Raw genomic sequence first — 20,677 nt, forward strand, 5'->3', positions numbered from 1 at the left:
CCGTGCTCTTGCTGTCAGAGATCAACATAGACGCCCACAGCCGGGCATGAGGGACGAATCGCCACCGAAGCTCTCAACCGTGCCTGGCGGGCATGCGCTGGGCGGTGATCCACTCGTCGATGCGCTCCCAGTGGTCGTACAGCCAGTGGATCCTGTCCTCCCGCTCGCGGGGGACGGCGGAGGCGGGCACCCGCCACCACTTGGCGGTGATATGTGCGCGGACGGGCAGGTAGCGCCAGATGTCGCGGATCGTGACCAGGTCGTCGAGGCCGGTGTGCGCGACGAAGACGACGTCCGCCGACGGGCACGCCTCGATGGCCGCGATGGCGCCGTTCGGGCGCGGCGGGAGCAGGTGGTCCATGCCGCGCGCCCGCTCGGCCTCGGCGAGCAGCCCCTTCTCCTCCAGGCGGGCGATCGCCTTCTGGCGGCGGCGCGGGGTGAAGTTGCCGCCCTCGGGGAAGATCACCAGGGCATCCTGGCCGGTCATCGTGGCGGACAGGCGGCGGATCTCCTCGATCACCAGCGTGTGGCCGGACTTGCGGGGGACGAACGCGTTCGGCAGGCGGTTGATGACCACGTCGAGCGAGGGATCGTACTGGAGCGCGGCCTTCATCACGATGCGCGGCCGGCGCTCGTAGCGCTCCAGCAGGTGATGGATCAGCAGGAAGGAGTCGCCGGGGCCCGCGTGCCTGGACAGCACGATGATCGGCTTGACCTGCTGGCCCTCCCCCGCCGCCAGCTCGGGCTCCTCGATGTCCACACGAAGCTGGAAGATGTGCACGGCGGTTGTGAACACCTTCTCCAGGAACCACTTGATCAGCGCGTAGTGACGCTCCTGCCGCCGGGCCCCGCCCGCCACCCACAACCACGCGCAGGCGACCAGCACGGCCGACTCCAGCGTCAGCCACACCACCGCGAACCAGACGAACCGCGCGCTCCTGCGCTGCGGCGGCGGCAGCCGGAGCGCGGCGGCGGCCGCGACGACCAGCCACAGCGGCAGCGTCACCACCATGAACACGGTCAGCACGATGACCAGGGGCGCCAGCACGAGCCGGCGCACGATCCGAGGTGGAAGCACCCGGGCCTCCTTCAGGGCTACCTCTTCATCCTGCCCTGTTCCGCAGGTAGCTGGAAGAAGCCTGGTACGCCCGGTCGATGCAGGCCGAGATCTGCGAGACGTCGCGGTAGCGCAGCGGCGACAGCGGCTCGGTCACGCCCGTCGGCAGCACGTGCACCTCCACGCCCGGCGGCAGCGTGGCCAGGTCTTCGGCGAACCGGTGCCTGCGGGCGATCTCGAACGCCACCATGCCCACCTCCCAGAACCGCCTGGGCGGCGACAGCGGGCGCTCGACGCGGCCGACGTGCAGGACGTACACCCGCTCCGCGCCGAGCTGCACGGCCCTGCCGATCGGGATGCTGTGCACCAGGCCGCCGTCGTAGAAGTGCTCGCCGCCGATCACGACGGGCGGCAGCAGCCCCGGCACCGCGCACGACGCCAGCACCGCGTCCACCAGCGGCCCGCCGTCGAACCAGTGCGCCGCCGCCCGCTCGACCGAGGCCGCCACGCACTGGAACGGCACGGCCAGCTCCTCGATCTGGGCGACCTCCACCGTCCTGCTCAGCACCGCGCGCAGCGGGCCCATCGGGTGCAGGTGGGTGCCCGTCCTGGCCAAAGTGGACAACCGCGACACCCAGGACCCGGCGAACGCCGTACGGACGACGTCGGACTGCCACAGGCCCGTCAGCCTGGAGACGGCCTCAGCGGGGTCGGCGGCGATGACGGCGCCGTTCAGCGCGCCGACGGAGGTGCCCACGACGAGGTCGGGACGGATGCTCGCCTCGTCGAGCGCTCGCAGCATGCCCACCTCGTAAGCGCCGAGCACGCCGCCGCCACCCAGCACGAACGCGGTCCCGGCCATGGAGGAATTCTGTACCCTCCGGCGGACTGCTCATAACGGGCTCACCTCGGGCAGACGCCTCCCTCGTAGGCGGCGGCCACGGAGATGATCGAGTCGAGCCGGTCTCGGGTGCCGACCAGATCGCCGATCCGCTCGTCGATGCGCTGCCGCTCCGCCCGCAGCCGCTTCAGCAGCTCGGGCGTCACCTCCCCCGACATCACGCACGGCATCAGCGGTTCGATCGCCTTGCTCGGCAGCCCGGCCGCGTAGAGGTGCTGGATCATCGACACCCGGTCCACGGCGCTGTCCGGATACACCCGCTGCCCGCTCGGGCTGCGCTCGGCGACGAGCAGCCGCTGCTCCTCGTAGTAGCGCAGCGCGCGCACGCTCACCCCGGTCCTGGCGGCCAGCTCACCGATCCGCACGTGATCCCCCTCACAACGATTTGCCTCTGACGTCAACGTCAGGTTTTAGCGTATCCGCAGGTCACTCGACAGGAGGAAGCCATGGACATCTCTGGATCGGTCGCGCTCGTCACCGGCGCCAACCGCGGCATCGGCCGCCACTTCGCCCAGCAGCTCCAGGAGCGGGGCGCCAAGAAGGTGTACGCCGCCGCGCGCGACCCCGAGCGCATCGACCTGCCCGGCGTGGAGGCGCTGCGGCTCGACATCACCGACCCGGCCTCGGTGGCGGCGGCGGCCGAGGCCGCGGGAGACGTCACCCTGCTGATCAACAACGCGGGCGTCTCCACGTACACGAACCTCGTCACCGGAGACCTCGACCAGATCCGCCTGGAGCTGGACACCAACTTCTACGGCACGCTCGCCATGGTCCGCGCCTTCGCCCCCGTCCTGGGCGCGGGCGGCGGCGGCGCGATCGTGAACGTGCTGTCGGCGCTGTCGTGGTTCTCCTACGACGGCGCGAACGCCTACGCCGCGGCCAAGGCCGCCGCGTGGAGCCTGACCAACGGCGTCCGCCTGGAGCTGCGCGGCCAGGGCACGCTGGTCACCGGCGTGCACCTGGGCGCCGCCGACACCGACATGATGGCCGGCTACGAGGGCGACCTGCTCGACCCGGCGGACGTCGCGCGGGCGGCGCTCGACGGCGTCGAAGCGGACGCGTACGAGGTCGTGGTCGACCAGTGGTCCGCGCACGTCAAGGCGTCGCTGGCCGGCGACCCGCGCGCGTTCTACGACGCCGCTTGAGTCTCCACCGAGGGGAGACGCCAGAGTGAGCGCATGGACGGGGACACGCTCTACTCGATCGGCGACCTGGCCCGGCGCACCGGGCTGACGGTCAAGACCGTCAGGTTCTACTCCGACGCGGGGATCGTGCCGCCCACCTGCCGCAGCCCCGCCGGCTACCGCCTGTACGACCTCGCCGCCGCCGCCCGCCTGGACCTCGTGCGCACACTGCGCGACCTCGGGCTCGACCTGCCCACCATCCGCAAGGTGGTGGACCGGGAAACGTCGCTGCCGCAGGTCGCGGCCGCGCACGCCGAGGCCCTGGCGGCGCAGATCCGCACGCTGCGGCTGCGGCGGGCGGTGCTGACGGCGGTGGCCAGGCGCGGCTCCACACCGGAGGAGATGGAACTGATGCACGAGCTGGCCAGATTGTCGGAGAACGAGCGGCACCGCCTGATCGGCGACTTCCTCGCCGAGACGTTCGGCGGCCTGGGCGATGGATTCGCGGGGGTCATGACCTCGTTGACGCCCGAGTTGCCGGACGATCCGTCGGACGAGCAGGTGGAGGCCTGGATCGAGCTGGCGGAGCTGTCCCGCGACCCGGCGTTCCGCGCCGCGATGCGCCGCATCGCGTCGGACCACGCCGCCGACCGCCGCGCCGGACGCGCCAAGGGCCGCGCAGGCGGCGGGGCACGCGACAGCGCAGGCGATCGCGTCCGGGAGCCCGTGTTGCGGCCCGGCCCGGCCGCCATGGCACGCGATCTCGCCGCCCCCGCCCTCGCGGCCGGCCTCGACCCGGCCTCCCCGGAGGCGGAGCCGTACGTCGCGGCGCTCGTCACGGCCACCGGCGAGGAGCGTGAGGCGCTGGCCACCCGCCTGGAGACGGCCGGCGACCCGCGCTGGGACCGGTACGTCCACCTGCTGGCCGTGATCAACGCCTGGCCACCACCGCGACCCCTGGCCCCGGCACTCGCCTGGTTCACTGAGGCGCTGCGCTGACCACCCGCCGCAGAAAGTCCCCCGCGAGCCGATCGGTGTACTCACCGCCGATCGGCTCGTCGGTGACCAGGACACGGTAGTAGAGCGGCCCCACGAGCCGATCCGTCTCGGCGGCCACGTCAAGATCGGCGGGCAGCTCCCCCCGCGCCACGGCCCGCTCCAGCGGCAGCCGGTCGCGCCGCCGCTGCTCGTCGAGGTAGCGGGCCCGGAAGTCGGCCCCGAAGACCGGGTCGTGCTGAGCCTGCGCGATCAGCGCCTTGAACACGGCCCCGGTGTCGGTGGCGCTCAGCACGTGGGCGAGCCGGCCGAGGTAGGCGGTCTGCTTGGCGGCTCCGGCCCGCGCGGCGATGCCCTCCATGGTGACGCCCGCGAAGCCCTTCGCGGCCAGCAGGTCGTCGGTCGCCTGGAGCACCGCCTGCCGGGCGGCCTCACTGCGGCCGTGCCGGTTGCCGTGGTGACGCCAAGACCCTCGCGTGGAGGCGGCGCTCGGCCGCACGTTCGCCGAGACCGGGCTGGCGGACGTGGTCACCGTGCTGGAGGGCGACGCCCGCGACACGCTCGTCGCCGCCGACGACACCACCTTCGACAGCGTCCGGCCCTACCTCGGCCACGTGCGCGACCGGCCAACGGCTACCAGAGTGTCCCGTTCCCGGTGGAGGACGGCATGGAGATCAGCTGCCGCCTGTAGTCGCACGGCGCGCCTACCATACGCGCATGACCACGCACGGATTCACGCTGACCGCCGAGGGGCCGTTCGACTTCGCCGACTCGCTGCGTTTCGTCGAGGACTGGCCCGCCACGAGCGCGCTGCCCTCCGACGGCACGACGCTGCGCTTCGCCTACAGCGCGGAGTCCGACTGGCGGCCGATCGGCGTGAGCGTGACGGGCGCGCCGGGCGGCGTGACGGTCACCACCACCCGCCCCGCCGGGCCCGGCATCCGGGGCGAGGTGGCGCGGATCCTGTCGCTCGACGTGGACGGCGCCGGCTTCGCCAAGCTGGGCGAGGCCGACCCGGTGCTCGGCGACCTGCAGCGGCTGCGCCCCGGCCTGCGCCCGGTGTGCTTCTGGAGCCCGTGGGAGGCGGCCTGCTGGGCCGTGATCGTGCAGCGCTCCTCGATGCTGATCGCGTCCAGGATCAAGCAGCGCATCGCCGAGCGGTACGGCGCGCGCGTCGAGGTGGACGGGCAGCCGTGCACCGCCTTCCCGCCGCCCGTCTCCCTGCTCGACGCGGGCGGGCTCGGGCTGCCCGCGCAGAAGGAGGAGTGGGTGCGCGGCCTGGCCAGGGCGGCGCTCGACGGCCTGCTGACCACCGAGCACCTGCGCTCGCTCGCCCCTGAGGAGGCCCTGGCCGAGCTGCGGGCGCTGCCCGGCGTGGGGCCGTTCTCCGCGGGGCTGATCCTGATCCGCGGCGCGGGCGCCCCCGACGCGTTCCCCGGCGACGAGCCGCGGCTGTTCGCGATCCTGCGCGAGGCGTACGGGCTCGCGGAGGACGCGCCGCCGTCCGCTTACAGGAAGCTCGCCGACTCGTGGCGGCCCTACCGCTCGTGGGCGTCGTTCCTGTTCAGGGCGACGGCGTACGGCGTCATGGACGATCGGGAGTGAGCCCGTCGGCCTTGCTGCCGCGCGGCAGGTCGTGCTGGGTGAAGATGTCGATCAGCAGGCTGATGGGCAGGGCTGCCTCGGTCGGGTAGCGGAAGTGCTGGTCGAGGTTGAGGGTGTAGCGGTTGCGCCGCCCGATCTTGTCGCGGTTGAGATAGCCGCCTTCGAGCAGGTCGCGCACGATGTTCTGCACCGCGCGCTCGGTGATGCCGATCCCGGCGGCGATGTCACGCAGCCGGATGTCGGGATCCCGGGCGATCTCCACGAGCACCCGGGCATGGTGGGTGAGGAACGTCCAGCTGGACGTTCTGTCGTCGGCTGTGCTCACGTCCTTCGCCTCTTCGGCCCCGATCACGGCCCTTGACGGGCAAGCGAAACACCTTTCGCGAAGATCCTATGACGAAAAGTCTTTCCGGTATCTACCTACGGGCATAGAGTTGCGGTCGACGCAGGCAGACCCGCGGTAACAGTTGACCCCACCACCGCTCCATCCACCGCCAGGAGTGCCCGTGAACCTCACCTGTCGCCACCTCCCGGGCGCCACGCTGATCGCCGTGGCCGGGCAGGTCGACACCACGACCTCCGCCCAGCTCGAGGAGTACATCGACCAGCACCGCGCACGGCTGGACGAGCACCTCATCATCGACATGAGCGAGCTGTCGTTCCTCGACAGCTCGGGCCTGGCCGTCCTGCTGGCCGCGGCCATGCTCGCGCGCGCCCACGGCGTGGGCGTGCACGTGACCGGGCTCCAGGCGATGCCGGCCCGCCTGCTGGAGATCACCGGGGCCGAGCGCGCCGTGACGATCTACGACCACGTGGAGCAGGCCATCGCCGCGGTCGCGGACCTCGACCTGGTCAACCCGTCAGAGCCCGCCTGACGGCTACTCCGGGCGGCGGTGCACCCCCACCAGGTGACCGTTGTGCCGTACCTGCGCCTCGTCGTAGGGGCACAGCGGGCGCGTCACGTACGCCTCCGCGATGCTGTCGGCGTGACCTCGGTCCACGCCCCAGCCGATCGTGTGCCAGCGCGCCTCGCCGTCGTCGCCTGTGGTGTCCAGTACGGCGATCTCGAACAGCTCGGCGGCGGCGGGAGGCGTGCAGCGGACGCGTCCGGGCCCTCGCCCGTCAACGGTACGGACGTCTCCGCCGCCGATGCCCCGCTGGTCCATGTGGATCTCCCTCCGGTCTCGCAACCCTGGTGCGGAGATCCATGCCCCGATCGCCGCGAGGTCAGTCATGCCGCAGCATGGCGCGGCGACGCCGTCAGAGGATCTTGCCCGACGACGCCCGGGAGCGCGGCGGAGATCCCTTACCGGATCCGGAGGTTGCGCCGAGGGCGCGCGGAGATTGAGCCGGGAAGCCTCGGGTAGGGCGCGCGGACAGGTCGCACGCCGACGACGAGCGCTGAGGAAGTCACGGACATGACCTTCAATCCACTACGCGAGCGGGGCATCCCGCTGGACAAGCAGCTCAGGAACTGGCGGGAGCTGAACGTCACGCCGATCGACCCGGACCACGCCGACCCTTACACCCGGTGCCGCATCATCACGATGAACGGGATCGAGGTGGAGGCGATCCTGTTCAGCCACCAGCTCGCCCGGCACTGCCCGGACCTGGAGCTCAAGCAGCAGCTCGCCCGGGTCCGCTACATCGAGGCCCAGCAGCAGAAGGCGGTCAACTGGCTGCTGCCCGGCCTGGCCTCGGTGCTGGAGACCACGATCGCCTACGAGCAGGTGGCGGTGGACCTGACCGCCTGGGTGGCGCGGATGGAGCCGGACGCCTACCTCAAGCAGGCCTACCAGTTCGGCGTGCTAGAGGACTTCGACCACCTGTACCGGTACGCCAACCTGTACGAGATGATCGAGCACCGCAAGGCCGAGAAGATCGTCGACGGCCTGACCGAGGTCATGCCGGGCCGGCCCACCTACCTGCACCACCGCGACCCGGTGGACAACGTGCGCGAGCCCTACGACCGGGAGAACACCGCGCCGATCAGCAAGCTGCACGCGCTGACGATCATGTCGGCCGAGCAGCAGACGATGAACTTCTACATGAACGTCGGCCCCACCTACATGGAGCCCATCGCCCGCCAGCTCTACCAGGAGATCGGCCTGATCGAGGAGGAGCACGTCACCCACTACGAGTCGCTGGTCGACCCGGGCGAGAGCTGGTGGGAGATGCTGCTCAACCACGAGTACAACGAGTGCTACCTGTACCACTCGTTCCTGGAGACCGAGTCCGACCCGAAGGTGAAGAACATCTGGGAGCTGCACCTGAACATGGAGCTGGAGCACCTGCGGCTGGCCGCCGAGCTGTTCAAGAAGCACGACGGCCGCGACCCCGAGCAGGTGTGCGCGCCCGAGCTGCCGGCGCCGGTCACGTTCGAGCCGAACAAGGCCTACCTGCGGGAGCTGATCGCCACCCAGATCGACTACACCACGCTGGGCACCGGCTACGTGCAGGAGGCCCACGAGCGCTTCGAGAAGATGCAGGACGCCCTGATGGGCGGCGAGAAGGCGCCCTCGGAGCGGATCATCGACGACAACCGCGCCAAGTCCGGCGAGGAGTACCGGCTGCAGACCGAGGGCGAGCACCCCATTCACAGCCTGCAGTCGCATCGCTGACAGGCGTCAGGCCTCCTGCACCGGCAGCCTGAGCACGAAGCGGGCGCCGGTGCCGGAGTCCTCGATGGTGAGCGTGCCGAGGTGCGAGGTGGCGATCTCGCGGGCGATCGGCAGGCCCAGCCCGGTGCCGCCCGCGTCGCGGCTGCGCGAGGCGTCGAGCCGCGCGAAGCGCTGGAAGACCAGCTCGCGGTGCTCGGGCGCGATCCCCGTCCCGTCGTCCACCACCTCCAGGACGGCCTCGTCGCCCTGCCGCCGCACGGTCACGATGATCTGCGACTCGGCGTGCCGCTCGGCGTTGTCGAGCAGGTTCGTCAGCAGGCGGGCCAGTTGCAGCCGGTCGCCGTTGACCGTCACGCCGGTCTGCAACGTGGTGACGACCTGCTTGGAGCGCGGCCTGGCCGTCTCGGCCGCCGCCAGCTCGCTCAGGTCGAGCGGCTCGCGCTCGTCGGGCGCGCCCGCGTCCAGCCTGCTCAGCGTGAGCAGGTCCGCCACGATCGCCTGCAGCCGATCCAGGCTGGTCAGCACCTCGTTGCCGGTCTCCGGCCAGTCGGTGTCCTCGGGGTGCAGCAGGGCGTCCTCGATCTGGGCGCGCATCGCGGTGATGGGGCTGCGCAGGTCGTGGGAGGCGTCGGCGGCGAACTGGCGCTGCCGCTCCATCGCCACCTGCAGTTGCTGCAGCGCCGACTCCAGCCGCTCCAGCATGCGGTTGCCCGTCTCGGCCAGCGCCCTGATCTCGTCGTCCGTCTCGGGCACGGGCATCCGCATCCCGCCGCCGCCCTCGCTGATCTCGGCCAGCCGCTTGGTGATGCTGCTGACCGGCCGCAACGTCCTGGCCACCACCCGGGAGACCCCGAACCAGGCCAGCGCCACCAGCGCGGCCGTCACGGCGGCCTGGAACGCGACGACCTGCGGCGCGACGTACCACGGCACGGCCGGGCCGACGCCGTAGATCACCCACTCGCCCTCCGGCTGGTACGCCACCAGCGCCACGACCGTCTTGCACTCACCGGGGAACCGGGGCAGGTCGCAGAGCTTGGCGAAGTCGTTGGCCATGTTGCGGCGCGGCAGCTCGGTCGTCAGCCGCGGCGCCCCCGCCAGGCTCGGCGACCAGGCCACCGGGCGGCCTCGCGGGTCCACCACCTGAAGGCCGTCGAGCCCGTCCTGGGGCAGCACCCGCGGCAGTTTGTCGCGCTTGACCCGCAGCAGCACGGGCACCGTCCGGCCCGACACCTCCCGCACCTTGATCTCGGCCACCTCGTTGCGGATGCCGAACAGCACGAAGGCGCTCACGATGACGTTCAGCAGCAACATCGCGATGCTCGCCAACAGTGCCAGCCGCGTCCGCAAGGACCGGCCCAACCGTCTGCTCACGCCCCTCCCCCGAGGATCAGCAGAACACAGCGGGCGTGTTCGCCGCCAACCTCGGGAGATTCCCCGACAAATCCGCCTACCGGCGTAGCCGCCTGATCAGCAGGAGGGCCGCGGCGGCGAGCACGGCCAGGAGGAGCCAGTTCGGCAGGCCGTTTTCCGCCCGCTCCCCCACCTTCAGGGTCGGGCTCTCCGCGACCAGGACCGCCGAGCCGCGCTCCCCGTCGAGGTCGTACCGGACGACCGTCTCCGTGCTGTGCACGAACGTCTCCGCGTCCGGGAACAGCGCGCTGGACACGGCGTGCGTGCCGCCCGGCTCGCCCTGGCAGGCGAAGGCGAAGGCGAGCACGGCGAAGCTCTTCTTCTCGCGCGTGCGCACGTCGGCGTCGCGGGTCAGGGAGGGGGCGCAGGGCCGGTCGTCGTAGGCGACGGCGAAGCGGCGGGTGACGTACTCGGCCACGGCGTCGCGGTTGAGCGCGAGCTGCCGCAGTTGCTCGGCCCGCTCCTCGGCGTCGTAGGCGGAGGCGTACAGCCAGGCCGACTTCATCAGGACGTCGTACTCGAGGTCCAGCACGACCCGCACGTTCACCCCCGTGCCCGTCACCTCGGCACGGGCGATCGTGGAAGCATCGTGTGCGGCGGCGGGGGCGGGGAGCAGCAGGACGGCCAGCAGCGCGATGGCGGGCAGCCAGCGGGACATGTGCATCTCCAGCGAAAAAGGGCTGCCGCCCCGGACGCGGGGCCCGGGGCGGCAGGTTCGTCTAGCGGTTGAACCAGCGGTGCATGGGCGAGCCGGCGTCCCACCTGCCGGGGCGGCCGTGCTCGTCCTTGGTGACGAAGACGCTCGGCTCGGACGCGGTCACGCCGCCGCCGGCGGAGCGGGCGGTGACGAACCAGGCGTAGGCCGTGTCGTCCTTGAGCCGGTCCCACTTGACGGAGGCGACCTGGCCGGAGGCGACCCGGTCGCGCCCGATGACGCGGGTGGGCTTGTAGACGGCCAGCGAGTCGGTCTGCAGGCTCGTCGTGCGCGAGCTGAGGTCGACCGGCAGCACCATGTTGTCCTCAAGGCCGTTGTAGCGGCGCAGCGGGTCGTACTCGGTCGCGCCGAACTCGTTGAGCAGCGGCGAGAACGTGTCGACGATCAGCTCCGAGCGCTTGACGTTGAACTGCAGCATCCGCAGGAAGCTGGCGCCGAACTGGAGCTGGTCGGCCGGGTTGTACCCGCCGATCTCGGTGAGCCCGAGCCGGTCGGCGGAGACCGTGTAGAACTGGTAGTCCGCCAGCAGCTCCACGACCCCGTTGCCGACCTGGCCGACCTTCGGCTTGACGTTGGTGCCCACGCCGTGCTCGTGGCCGGCGAGGATGAGGAAGACGTTCGCGTTCTTCTCGACGACCGTCTTGTACAACATCGAGCCGTCGGGGGCGGAGAAGCCCGCGCCGCGCCCGTCGGGGTTGGTGCTCGGCACGAGGTAGTCGTGCGAGAGCAGGATGCCGTTGCGGTTGGGGTACTTCTTGAAGATCGAGTCGGCCCATTCGGCTTCGTCCCTCGTCACCCCGTACGACAGGCCGACCACCACGAAGTCCAGCCCGCCCGCGGAGAACAGGTCGTAGTGGTTCTGGTTGTCGCCCTCCTTCCACGGGCCGCCGTACTCGGCGTGCTGCCAGCCCTGCGCGGCCGTCTGGTACCGGGAAGGGCCGTAGTACTGGTTGTACATGGCCCCCGGGCCCTCCTCGGTGCCCGACTGGTTGTCGTGGTTGCCGGCGATGACGCCGTTGGGGATGCCGGCGTCGTCCAGCACGCGCTGCTGCTTCGAGGACACCTCGAACTCGCCGGTGATCTGGCGCTGCATGGCCTCGTCGGCGGGCTTGCGGATGTTGTTCTCGATGATGTCGCCGGTGTGCGCGACGTAGGAGATCTTCCGCTGGTCCTTGTTGTCCTTGATCCAGTTCACGATGCCGGCGTAGGCGGACTCCCACACGGCGCGCTCCTCGGCCGTCTCCTGCTCGACCGCGCCTTCGGAGATGTACTGCGTGTCGGTGAAGTGCACGATCGAGAAGTCGTACGTCGAGGGGTCGGCGAAGCCGTTGGGGTCGCCGGGCTCGATGTCGTCGGCGAACGGGTCCTCGCCCGTCACCATGACGTGCACCTTCTGGCGGTCGATGTACTTCGGGTCCACGACGGCCGTGAGCGCCGTCTTGCCCTCGGCGGCGCCGCGGGAGCTGGTCAGCAGGTCCCACGCCTTGGCCTCGGCGTTCCAGACCCGCAGCGAAGCCAGCCGCTCGGGGTCGATGGAGCCCTCCCAGCGCAGCACGGGGCTGTCCGCGTGGCCCTTCACCTGGACGTCGAAGCGCTGGTAGACGAGGTCCTGGCCGGTGGGCGCGTCGATGGTCCGGCCGTCGGCGGGCTCCAGCCCCTGGGTCCTGACCTTCTTCTCGCCTGGCACCTTGAGCGTGGTGGGCAGGGTCGTGGCGGTGCCCTGGTAGACCTCGTCGGGGGTGAGGATCTCGGCCTGCGAGAACGTGGCCGTGACCTGGCCGCCGTCCGGCTCGGCCACCTTGGCCGAGAGAGTGGCGGGGTCGGAGACGTCCACGGCGCCCAGCGCCGGGCTCAGCTCGGCGGGCACGTCGGGGATGCCGGCCGACTCGAACACGATCTCGCGCGTCGCGGTGTTGCCGAGCCCGTCGGCGCCGGTCACGGAGAGCGTGTGCTTTCCGGCCTTCAGTCCGGGGCCGATCTGGGTGCCGAGCTGGACGGGCCGGCCGTCGAGCTTGACGTCGGGCCCGGTGACCACGCCGGAGGCGTCCTCCAGCTTGACGTCCAGCACGACCGTGGCCCTGATCTTCTCGTCCGCTGCCGGGACGCTCCTGGTGACCTTCGGCGCGGAGTTGTCGGTGATGAGGGTGCGGGTGGCGCTCTCGCCGCTGCCCGACTCGGCGGCCAGCGTGTGCTTGCCGTCCTTGATGGCGGTGGTGTCGAGGTCGGCGCGCAGGCCGCCGGCCGGGGCAGCGACGAGGAACTCCAGGTCGATCTCGGTCAGCGGGTTGACCGAGTCGCCGCAGTTGCCGTCGCCCATGCTGTACGAGCTCTTCAGCATCTGTCCGGTGGCGGTGCCCTGCGCCGGGGTCAGCGCGATGTTGGAGATGGCGAAGTCGTCGCGGTTGTTCCCGCACGACGTCGGGTACGTGCCGGCCACGAAGTCGACCGTGTTCCAGCCGGGCACCAGGTACTCGTTCGGGATCGTCAGGTCGACGCGCTTACTGACGAAGTCGCCGTCCACGATGACCTTCTGGCCGTTGACGAGCAGGTAGCTCTGGTAGCGGGCCTCGATCGAGTTGCTGCCCACGGTGAAGCTGAGCTTCGCCTCGCCGGAGCCGAGCGTCTCGACGAGGTGCACGGCGGGGGCGTCGATGGTGTAGCGCAGCTCGGCCTCGCGCTTGGCCGCCTGGTCGCTGCCGCAGGTGCCGTCGCCCATCGCGTACGACGCCTCGACGCCCTGCCCGGTCACCGTGGCGCCGTCGAGCGTCAGGGCCAGGTTGGAGATCGTGAAGTCGTCGCGGTCGTTGCCGCAGGACTCCTTGTAGTCGCCGGCGACGACCTTGATCGTGTTCTCGCCGGGCGTCAGGAAGCGGGCCGGGACGGCGACGGTGGCGCGGCCGTTGGCGTACGAGCCGCCGAGGTCCACGCGCTTGCCGTTGACGAGCAGGAAGTCGTTGTTCTTGTCGTCGAGCGGGTCGGCGCCCACGTCGAAGGCGAGCATCGCGGCCCCGTTGCCGAGGGTCGCCTTGGTGACGGGCTCCTTGCCGTCCACGGTGAGCTTCTTGACGCCGCCCGTGCTGCCCGCCGGGACCGTCGCGAAGACGGCCTTGGTGCCCGCGACGAGCGTGCCGTCGGTGGGCAGCAGGCGCGGCGCGCCGGCCGGGGCGTTGTTGACGGTCACGGCGTGCTTGACCGTGACGCCGGCCGCGGTGGTGGCGCTGAGCACGTGCGGGCCGTTGGCCAGCTTGGTGGTGTCCACGTCGGCGGCGAGGCCGGTGGTGCCCTGCGGGTCCGACTGGGTGAAGAACTTCAGCGTGGCCCGCTTGAGCAGCGTCGTGTTCGTGCCGCAGCTTCCGTCGCCGAACGAGAGCGTGTACGGGTTGTCCTCGCCGTCGGCGATCTCGCCGAGCAGTTCGAGGCCCACGTCCGACAGCACGAAGTCGTCGTAGTTGGTGCCGCAGGACGACGAGATGGCGCCGACGACGATCTCGACGGTGTTCTCGCCCTTGACCAGGTGCTCGTTGGGGATGTCGAGCGTCGCCCGCTGGCTGACGTAGTTGCCGATCTCGGCCTTGTACGCGCCGTTCACCAGCACGTAGCTGTGGTAGATCGCCTCGGTGGAGCTGGAGCCGACGTCGAAGGCGAGCTTGGAGACGCCGACGGTACGGGTGGCGCCCTCGATCGCGGCGTCGTCCACGGCGAGCTTCGTGACGCTGTCGCCGGCCGTGACCGGGACCGCGGCGGCCTTGACCGTGCCTTCGAGGTAGGAGCCGTCGGCCGGGGTGAGCACCGGCGGGTTCTGGGAGGTGGTCGGGGTGGGGCTCGGCCTGCCCCGCTCCTGCTGCTCCGGGTCCGCGTGCGCTGCCGTCACCAGGGTGTTGACCAGCAGTGCGGTGAGCGTGGCGGCAATGGCCAGCCGTCCGCGCTCGAATAACCTTCGTGATGCCGTTGGCTGCATCGGGTGCAGTCCCTTCTCAAACGTTCAGGGGCGCCGGTCAGGCGGCCCCCGGGCACCTTGGGGCGCTTGTGTGAACGCTGAGCGTGGAGTGGCTGAAGAGAACAGGAAATGTCTACTCATTCTGGTCATTTGTCACGAAACAGTGACGGGACCCACGGATTCCCCCGGCACCAGCGTGCACGGGATGAGCGTGTGCGGCGGCGCGTCGGGGACGCCTTCGAGCTGGTCGATGAGGGCGTCCACGGCCAGGCGGGCCAGCTCGGCGGCGGGCGCGGCCATCACGGTCAGCTCGGGCTCGATCATCTCGCCCAGCTCGCGCGTGGTGGACGCCGAGATGACGGACAGATCGCCGGGGATGGACCGGCCCGCCGCCCTGATCTCCTTGGCCAGCCCCGCCGAGGCGCCCTCGTTGACCAGGATGGCGGCGGTGCACTCGGGATGCTCCGCGCACAGCGTGCGCGCGGCCTCTCGCCCGCCCGCCGACGTGCTGTCAACGGCGATGATCACGGGCTGGGCGCCGAGCGGGGCGATCGCGTCGCGGTAGGCGGACTCGACCCGCATGATCCGGCCGGGCCCCGGGCCGCCCCTGGCGCGGTCGGTGATCAGCGCGATGCGCTCGTGGCCGTAGGAGCGCAGATGGGCGACCGCCTCCTGGATCGTGGCGGCGAAGTCGATGTCCACGTACGGCAGGTCGTCGTTCTCCGTACGGCCGATCAGCGCGAACGGCAGGCCGGAGGCGACCAGCCGCTCGACCCGCGAGTCGCGGATCTGCACCTCCATCAGCAGCGCGCCGTCCACCAGCCCGCCCGCGAGCAGGTGTGACATCTGCTCGTCGTCGTTGACCGGCCACAGCACCAGGTCGTAGCCGCGCTCGCGGGCGCCGTGCGCGGCGCCCATGACGAACTGGATCACCGTGGCGTTCGCCCGCGACTCCAGGTCGGGGTGGAGCAGGGCGAGGATGCGGGTGCGCGAGCTGGCCAGGGCGCGCGCCACGACGTTGCGCCGGTAGTTGAGCTCCTCGATGGCCGCCTCGATGCGGGCCCTGGTCTCCGGCGCGACCCGTTTGGTGCCGTTGAGCACGAAGGACACCGTGGCGATGGAGACATTCGCCCGCGCGGCGACGTCGCGCATCGTGACCATGGCTGCCGGCTCTTTCCGTGAGGAAGCACTGCGACTATATCTCCGAGACGCCTGCGTCAAAACGCTTAACTTGTTGTTGACATCACAGACAGATCAGCGCAACATACACAACAAGCGAACGCCGGTTAAGCGCTTTGATCGATCAGCGCGAGTCTGGCCCATCACCCTCGTTCCCCCTGCTCACAAGCCCTCCACTGCCGATTTCCGCGACCCGCTCCAACGGGACAGGAGTCATCACATGGAGACAGCGCGGAAGCGCCCGGAAAGGGCGCCCAAAGTGGCTGTCGCGGCGGCGGTGCTCGCCCCTCTCACGCTCACCGCGTGCGGCGGAGCGGCCGCCTCCGGCACGGAATCCCCCAACACGCTGACCATTCAGGACTATTACGACGAGGCCCAGGATCCGATCTACCACTCGTGCGCGCAGAGCACCGGCGTCTCCATCGAGATCAGCCACGTGGCGGGGCCAGGACTGATCCCCAAGGTGCTCCAGCAGAGCTCCTCCCGCACCCTGCCCGACGTGCTCATGCTCGACAACCCGGACGTGCAGCAGATCGCCGAGTCCGGCGCGCTCTCCCCGCTGTCCGACTACGGCGTGGACGGCGCCGGCATCCTGCCGGCCGTGGTGAAGGCGGGCACGTACGCGGGCAAGCTGTACGGGCTCGCCCCCGCCGTGAACACGCTGAGCGTCTTCTACAACAAGGACCTGTTCCAGCAGGCCGGCATCACGACCCCGCCCACGACCTGGGACGAGTTGCGCGCCACCGCGAAGCGGCTCACCGGCCAGGACCGCTACGGCTTCGCGATGAGCACCGTCAACACCTACGAGGGCACCTGGCAGTTCCTGCCGTTCATGTGGGGCAACGGCGGCACCGAGCAGGACATCACCACCCCGCAGACCGAACAGGCGGTGCGCTTCCTGCTCGACCTGCAGAACGACGGGTCGATGTCGCGCAGCTCGATCATCTGGAGCCAGGACGACGTGATCGACCAGTTCATCGCGGGCAAGGCGGCCATGGTGGTCAACGGGCCGTGGCAGATCCCCGCCCTCCAGGAGCAGCGGGACGTGAACTGGGGCGTGTTCACCATCCCCAAGCGCGACCTGTCGCAGACCACGGTCGCCCCGCTCGGCGGCGAGGTCTTCACCGTGCCGCGCACCGGGAACCAGGCCAGGATGGCCAAGGCAGGACAGTTCGTGAAATGCCTGGTCTCCACGGACAACCAGCTCCGGACGGCGAAGATCAAGCAGATGGTGCCGTCCAACCCCGAGGTCGCCGAGCAGGCCGGTAAGGAGATCCCGGCGCTCGCCCCGTTCGTCACCACCGTGCGCACCGCGCGCTCGCGTACCGCGCTGCTCGGCCCCGACTGGCCGAAAGCGGCGACCAAGATCTACAACGCCGTGCAGATCGCGCTGACAGGCAAGGCCGCTCCCGCCGAAGCCCTGCGCCAGGCGCAGGGCGAGCAGTAAGGAGCACCGCTGATGACCTCAGCCCATCTCAGCCTGCCGGTCACGGCGGGCGAACACCGCACCGTCCTGTGGACGAGGCTGCTCCGGCGGGCCACGCCCTGGCTGTTCTGCCTGCCCGCGATCGTGTTCGTGGCGATGTTCTTCGGCTACCCGATCGTCCAGAACGTCGTCATGAGCTTCCAGGAGTACACGACCTCGACGTTCTACAGCGGGCAGGCGCCCTGGGTCGGGATCGCCAACTACGCCACGATCCTGTCGAGCTACCTGTTCACCACGACGATGGTGAACACCGCGCTGTTCACCATCGGCTCGATCACCTTCCAGTTCGCCATCGGGCTCGCGCTGGCGCTGTTCTTCAAGCGCAACTTCCCGCTCAGCGGGTTCCTGCGCGCGATGCTGCTGCTGCCGTGGCTGATCCCGCTGATCGCCTCCAGCGCGGTCTGGAAATGGCTGCTCGACCAGGAGAGCGGCGCGCTCAACCAGTTCCTCGGCCTGTTCGGCGTGCCCGCCGTGCCCTGGCTGGTCGATCCCACGCTCGCGCTCGTCGGCGTGATCTGCGTGAACATCTGGCTCGGCATCCCGTTCAACGTCGCCATCCTCTACAGCGGGCTGCAGGCCGTGCCCAAGGACCTGTACGAGGCCGGCTCGCTGGACGGCGCCACCGGGTGGAAGGCGTTCCGGCACATCACCTGGCCGAACCTGCGGCCCGTGGTCAGCGTCGTCATCGTGCTCGGCGTCGTCTACACGCTCAAGGTCGTCGACATCATCCTCGGCCTGACCGGCGGCGGGCCCGCCAACTCCACGCAGACGCTGGCGACGAACGCGTACAACAAGTCGTTCGTGGAGTTCAACTTCGGTGAGGGCGCCGCGATCAGCAACGTGCTCATCGTCGTCTCGCTCGTCTTCGCCCTGGTCTACCTGTACCTCTCGCGCAGGGAGCCCTCTGAATGACCTTCAAACGACTCCCCATGACCGCGCTGGGCGTGCTCTTCCTGGCCGTGATGCTCTTCCCGGTCTACTGGATGCTCAACAGCAGCCTGCAGTCCAGCTCCGGCGCCACCACCAGGGACTGGCTCCCCCTGCACGCCACCTTCTCCGGCTACGCGAAGGCCATCACCGAGCAGGGGCAGAACTTCGTCACCAGCCTGCTCATCGCCCTCGGCACCGTCGTCCTCACGCTGGTCGTCGCCACCCCCGCCGCCTACGGCCTGTCGCGGCTGCGCTCACGCGGCGCGAGCGCCTTCGTCCTGGTGCTGCTGATCACCCAGATGATCCCCGCCATGGTCATCGCGAACGCGCTCTACCCGCTGTTCAACTCCCTCTTCCTGATCAACAACCTCTTCGGCCTGATCCTCGCCAACACCGCCGCGGGCATCCCGTTCGCGGTGCTGCTCATCAGGGCGTTCATGGGGTCCATCCCGCGGGCGCTCGTGGAGGCCGCCATGGTGGACGGGGCCGGCCACCTGCGGGCGTTCGTCTCCATCGTCGTGCCCATCAGCAAGAACGCGATCGTGACGGCCGCCCTGTTCACGTTCCTGTCGGCGTGGAGCGACTTCCTGTTCGCGCTCACCCTGACCAGCACGCCCGAAGTGCGGCCCATCACCCTCGGCATCTACGACTACATCAGCGCGAACACCCAGGACTGGGACACGGTGATGGCCACGGCCGTCCTCGCCTCCGTCCCCGCCGCCCTGCTCCTGATCTTCGCGCAGCGTTACATCGCGGCAGGCGCCGTCGCCGGCGCCGTCAAGTGAGGAGTTGTTTCGACATGACGATCCGTGTCCTGGTGTGGGGCGAGAACCGCCACGAGCAGGCCGAGCCAGAAGTGGCCAAGATCTACCCCGACGGCATGCACAACGCCATCCGGCGGGGGGTGGAGGAGCGGCTCGGCGAGCGGGCCACCGTACGGACCGCCACCCTCGACGACCCCGAGCACGGCCTGACCGAAGAGGTGCTCGCCGAGACCGACGTGCTCACGTGGTGGGGGCACGCCGCCCACGCGGAGGTCGCCGACGAGGTGGTGGAACGGGTGCATCGGCACGTGTTGTCGGGCATGGGGCTGCTGGTGCTGCACTCCGGCCACTGGTCGAAGATCTTCACCAAGCTGATGGGGACCACGTGCACGCTGCGGTGGCGCAGCGAGAACGATCGCGAGCTGATCTGGACGGTCATGCCCGGCCATCCCATCGCGCGCGGCGTTCCGCATCCGATCGAGATTCCCGCGCAGGAGATGTACGGGGAGCAGTTCGACATCCCGACCCCCGACGAGCTCATCTTCATCAGCTCCTTCACCGGGGGTGAGGTGTTCAGGAGCGGGTGCACGTTCCGGCGCGGCAACGGGAAGATCTTCTACTTCAGCCCTGGGGATCAGGACTATCCCGTCTACCACCATCCCGATGTGCTGCAGGTCATCGCCAACGGGGTGGAGTGGGCTGCCCCGGCGCGGCGGGAGATGCCGACCTTGCTGCGGTACGAGGCGGGGGACTTCTTCAACGGGCACGGGTATCGGGGGGCGATGCACAACAAGGAGGGCTCCCAGTGAGTGTGCGGCCGTTGCGGCTCGTGCAGGTGGGGGCCGGGGCGATGGGGGTGGCGTGGCTGCGGACGATCGCGGCTGCGGACGGGGTCGAGCTGGTGGGGGTGGCGGACCTCGACGTGGAGCGGGCCGAGGCCGCCGTGCGGTCGGTCGGCTGTGATTCGGCCGGGGGCTCGGGCAGCCGGCTCGGTGGCGGTTCGGTCGTGGTGGCCGGGTCGCTCGGCGAGCTGCTCGCGGCCGTCGAGCCCGACGCGGTCGTCAACGTCACCGTCCCCGCCGCCCACAGCGCCGTCAACGTCGAGGCGCTCTTCGCCGGGCTCCCCGTCCTGTGCGAGAAGCCCGCCGCCCCGACCCTCGCCGAAGCACTCGTCCAGGCCGCCGCCGCCGAGGCGACCGGACACCTGCTGATGATCAGTCAGTCCCGCCGCTACTTCGCCGCCCTGACCGCCTTCCGCGAACGCGTCGCGGAACTCGGCCCGCCCGGCCTCCTCACCACCGACTTCTACCGCGCCCCGCACTTCGGCGGGTTCCGCGAGGAGATGCCCCAGCCGCTGCTGGTCGACATGGCCATCCACGCCTTCGACGCCAGCCGCCACCTCCTCGGCGCCGAGCCGGTCTCCGTCGTGTGCGAGAGCTGGAACCCGTCCTGGAGCTGGTTCCAGGGGGACGCGTCCGCGACCGCCACCTTCCTGTTCTCCAACGGCACCCGGTACGTGTTCACCGGGAGCTGGTGCGCGGAGGGGCGCGACACGTCCTGGAACGGCGAGTGGCGAGCCGTCGCCGCCGGCGGCACCGCCACCTGGGACGGGGAGTCGCGCGTCACCTCCAGCGTGCGGGGGCTGGAGGAGAACGTGGCGCCGGGGGCGCACGAGCAGATCGCGGGCGCGCTCGCGGAGTTCGCCGAGGCGGTACGGACGGGGAGCCGGCCGGACAGCGCCATCCGAGGGAACCTGGGAAGCCTGGCCATGGTCGAGGCGGCCGTGCGGTCGGCCGAGACGGGGGAACGGGTGAACGTCGCGGCGTTGATGGAGCAGGCTTACGAGGAGGCGCTGGCCTTGCCGGTGCGGGACGAGGTCCGGGAACGGCTGAAGTCCTGGGGCGCCGTGGCCACCGTCCTGGGCTGACGACACCGGGCTGCCGCGCAGCCCG

General features: G+C 70.4%; 20 protein-coding genes. 10 read left to right on the top strand and 10 right to left on the bottom strand.

The features are described 5' to 3' along the window. Positions 1-73: 73 nt before the first annotated feature. Genes ABD331_RS09650 through ABD331_RS09660 form a run of 3 tightly spaced genes read right to left on the bottom strand, consistent with a single transcriptional unit; the run spans position 74 to position 2,323 of the window. A complete protein-coding gene (locus tag ABD331_RS09650; RefSeq protein WP_344472773.1) occupies positions 74-1,078 on the bottom strand; it encodes a 1-acyl-sn-glycerol-3-phosphate acyltransferase in 1,005 nt (334 codons plus the stop codon). Positions 1,079-1,103: 25 nt separating this feature from the next. After that, complete coding sequence (locus ABD331_RS09655) at positions 1,104-1,919, bottom strand: patatin-like phospholipase family protein (protein ID WP_344472775.1); 816 nt, start codon at positions 1,917-1,919, stop codon at positions 1,104-1,106. 41 nt (positions 1,920-1,960) lie between these two features. Continuing rightward, on the bottom strand, positions 1,961-2,323 hold the full coding sequence (locus ABD331_RS09660) for a MerR family transcriptional regulator (RefSeq protein ID WP_344472776.1): 363 nt from the start codon (positions 2,321-2,323) through the stop codon (positions 1,961-1,963). A gap of 81 nt (positions 2,324-2,404) precedes the next feature. Here ABD331_RS09660 and ABD331_RS09665 point away from each other — a divergent pair, with 81 nt between their 5' ends. Beyond that, a complete protein-coding gene (locus ABD331_RS09665) occupies positions 2,405-3,103 on the top strand; it encodes an SDR family oxidoreductase (RefSeq protein WP_344472777.1) in 699 nt (232 codons plus the stop codon). 33 nt (positions 3,104-3,136) lie between these two features. Further along, a complete protein-coding gene (locus ABD331_RS09670) occupies positions 3,137-4,081 on the top strand; it encodes a MerR family transcriptional regulator (protein ID WP_344472779.1) in 945 nt (314 codons plus the stop codon). Here ABD331_RS09670 and ABD331_RS09675 read toward each other — a convergent pair. Further along, positions 4,062-4,661: a TetR/AcrR family transcriptional regulator gene (locus ABD331_RS09675; protein WP_344472781.1), complete on the bottom strand. Its 600-nt coding sequence runs from the start codon at positions 4,659-4,661 to the stop codon at positions 4,062-4,064. The two genes, ABD331_RS09670 and ABD331_RS09675, sit on opposite strands and share 20 nt — an antisense overlap. Before the next feature lie 134 nt (positions 4,662-4,795). On the opposite strand from ABD331_RS09675, the gene ABD331_RS09680 reads away from it, so the two are divergent. Next, positions 4,796-5,683, top strand: coding sequence for a DNA-3-methyladenine glycosylase family protein (locus tag ABD331_RS09680; RefSeq protein WP_344472783.1), 888 nt, complete (start codon positions 4,796-4,798; stop codon positions 5,681-5,683). On the opposite strand, the gene ABD331_RS09685 is transcribed toward ABD331_RS09680, so the two are convergent. Continuing rightward, a complete protein-coding gene (locus ABD331_RS09685; protein ID WP_222871639.1) occupies positions 5,664-6,008 on the bottom strand; it encodes a winged helix-turn-helix transcriptional regulator in 345 nt (114 codons plus the stop codon). The genes ABD331_RS09680 and ABD331_RS09685 overlap by 20 nt on opposite strands. A 181-nt stretch (positions 6,009-6,189) precedes the next feature. Here ABD331_RS09685 and ABD331_RS09690 point away from each other — a divergent pair, with 181 nt between their 5' ends. Beyond that, positions 6,190-6,558 (top strand): STAS domain-containing protein, encoded by a 369-nt coding sequence (locus tag ABD331_RS09690; protein WP_344472787.1) that lies wholly within the window; start codon positions 6,190-6,192, stop codon positions 6,556-6,558. 3 nt (positions 6,559-6,561) lie between these two features. Here the strand turns inward: ABD331_RS09690 and ABD331_RS09695 are convergent, their stop codons facing one another. After that, positions 6,562-6,849, bottom strand: a complete 288-nt coding sequence (locus ABD331_RS09695; RefSeq protein ID WP_344472789.1) for a hypothetical protein — start codon at positions 6,847-6,849, stop codon at positions 6,562-6,564. Positions 6,850-7,101: 252 nt separating this feature from the next. Here ABD331_RS09695 and ABD331_RS09700 point away from each other — a divergent pair, with 252 nt between their 5' ends. After that, the gene (locus ABD331_RS09700) at positions 7,102-8,304 is read left to right on the top strand and encodes a hypothetical protein (protein ID WP_344472791.1); all 1,203 of its coding nucleotides are present in this window, start codon (positions 7,102-7,104) and stop codon (positions 8,302-8,304) included. 6 nt (positions 8,305-8,310) lie between these two features. On the opposite strand, the gene ABD331_RS09705 is transcribed toward ABD331_RS09700, so the two are convergent. From ABD331_RS09705 to ABD331_RS09720, 4 genes are all read right to left on the bottom strand, one after another. Then, positions 8,311-9,675: a HAMP domain-containing sensor histidine kinase gene (locus ABD331_RS09705; RefSeq protein ID WP_344472793.1), complete on the bottom strand. Its 1,365-nt coding sequence runs from the start codon at positions 9,673-9,675 to the stop codon at positions 8,311-8,313. A 76-nt stretch (positions 9,676-9,751) separates the two neighbouring features. Then, a complete protein-coding gene (locus ABD331_RS09710; protein ID WP_344472795.1) occupies positions 9,752-10,372 on the bottom strand; it encodes a hypothetical protein in 621 nt (206 codons plus the stop codon). Between the two features lie 61 nt (positions 10,373-10,433). Beyond that, positions 10,434-14,387, bottom strand: a complete 3,954-nt coding sequence (locus ABD331_RS09715; RefSeq protein WP_344472797.1) for a metallophosphoesterase — start codon at positions 14,385-14,387, stop codon at positions 10,434-10,436. A 132-nt stretch (positions 14,388-14,519) separates the two neighbouring features. Next, entirely contained in the window at positions 14,520-15,527 is a 1,008-nt protein-coding gene (locus ABD331_RS09720; protein ID WP_344472800.1) for a LacI family DNA-binding transcriptional regulator, read from the bottom strand. A gap of 238 nt (positions 15,528-15,765) precedes the next feature. On the opposite strand from ABD331_RS09720, the gene ABD331_RS09725 reads away from it, so the two are divergent. Genes ABD331_RS09725 through ABD331_RS09745 form a run of 5 tightly spaced genes read left to right on the top strand, consistent with a single transcriptional unit; the run spans position 15,766 to position 20,652 of the window. Then, positions 15,766-16,992, top strand: a complete 1,227-nt coding sequence (locus ABD331_RS09725) for a sugar ABC transporter substrate-binding protein (protein ID WP_344472803.1) — start codon at positions 15,766-15,768, stop codon at positions 16,990-16,992. A gap of 12 nt (positions 16,993-17,004) precedes the next feature. Then, the gene (locus ABD331_RS09730; RefSeq protein WP_344472804.1) at positions 17,005-17,943 is read left to right on the top strand and encodes a carbohydrate ABC transporter permease; all 939 of its coding nucleotides are present in this window, start codon (positions 17,005-17,007) and stop codon (positions 17,941-17,943) included. Next, positions 17,940-18,746 (top strand): carbohydrate ABC transporter permease, encoded by an 807-nt coding sequence (locus ABD331_RS09735; protein WP_344472806.1) that lies wholly within the window; start codon positions 17,940-17,942, stop codon positions 18,744-18,746. The genes ABD331_RS09730 and ABD331_RS09735 overlap by 4 nt, the downstream gene beginning before the upstream one ends. A gap of 14 nt (positions 18,747-18,760) precedes the next feature. After that, entirely contained in the window at positions 18,761-19,534 is a 774-nt protein-coding gene (locus ABD331_RS09740; RefSeq protein ID WP_344472807.1) for a ThuA domain-containing protein, read from the top strand. Further along, the gene (locus ABD331_RS09745; RefSeq protein ID WP_344472809.1) at positions 19,531-20,652 is read left to right on the top strand and encodes a Gfo/Idh/MocA family protein; all 1,122 of its coding nucleotides are present in this window, start codon (positions 19,531-19,533) and stop codon (positions 20,650-20,652) included. Before ABD331_RS09740 ends, ABD331_RS09745 begins: the two co-directional genes overlap by 4 nt. The last annotated feature ends 25 nt before the right edge of the window (positions 20,653-20,677 follow it).

This window comes from Nonomuraea monospora (genome assembly GCF_039531895.1).
Classification (GTDB): domain Bacteria; phylum Actinomycetota; class Actinomycetes; order Streptosporangiales; family Streptosporangiaceae; genus Nonomuraea; species Nonomuraea monospora.

Bases quoted from the DNA above. Each gene is read 5' to 3' on its own strand.
- ABD331_RS09655 (WP_344472775.1), bottom strand. From the start codon at position 1,919: ATGGCCGGGACCGCGTTCGTGCTGGGTGGCGGCGGCGTGCTCGGCGCT.
- ABD331_RS09665 (WP_344472777.1), top strand. From the start codon at position 2,405: ATGGACATCTCTGGATCGGTCGCGCTCGTCACCGGCGCCAACCGCGGC.
- ABD331_RS09670 (WP_344472779.1), top strand. From the start codon at position 3,137: ATGGACGGGGACACGCTCTACTCGATCGGCGACCTGGCCCGGCGCACC.
- ABD331_RS09680 (WP_344472783.1), top strand. From the start codon at position 4,796: ATGACCACGCACGGATTCACGCTGACCGCCGAGGGGCCGTTCGACTTC.
- ABD331_RS09695 (WP_344472789.1), bottom strand. From the start codon at position 6,849: ATGGACCAGCGGGGCATCGGCGGCGGAGACGTCCGTACCGTTGACGGG.
- ABD331_RS09700 (WP_344472791.1), top strand. From the start codon at position 7,102: ATGACCTTCAATCCACTACGCGAGCGGGGCATCCCGCTGGACAAGCAG.
- ABD331_RS09710 (WP_344472795.1), bottom strand. From the start codon at position 10,372: ATGTCCCGCTGGCTGCCCGCCATCGCGCTGCTGGCCGTCCTGCTGCTC.
- ABD331_RS09715 (WP_344472797.1), bottom strand. From the start codon at position 14,387: ATGCAGCCAACGGCATCACGAAGGTTATTCGAGCGCGGACGGCTGGCC.
- ABD331_RS09720 (WP_344472800.1), bottom strand. From the start codon at position 15,527: ATGGTCACGATGCGCGACGTCGCCGCGCGGGCGAATGTCTCCATCGCC.
- ABD331_RS09725 (WP_344472803.1), top strand. From the start codon at position 15,766: ATGGAGACAGCGCGGAAGCGCCCGGAAAGGGCGCCCAAAGTGGCTGTC.
- ABD331_RS09730 (WP_344472804.1), top strand. From the start codon at position 17,005: ATGACCTCAGCCCATCTCAGCCTGCCGGTCACGGCGGGCGAACACCGC.
- ABD331_RS09735 (WP_344472806.1), top strand. From the start codon at position 17,940: ATGACCTTCAAACGACTCCCCATGACCGCGCTGGGCGTGCTCTTCCTG.
- ABD331_RS09740 (WP_344472807.1), top strand. From the start codon at position 18,761: ATGACGATCCGTGTCCTGGTGTGGGGCGAGAACCGCCACGAGCAGGCC.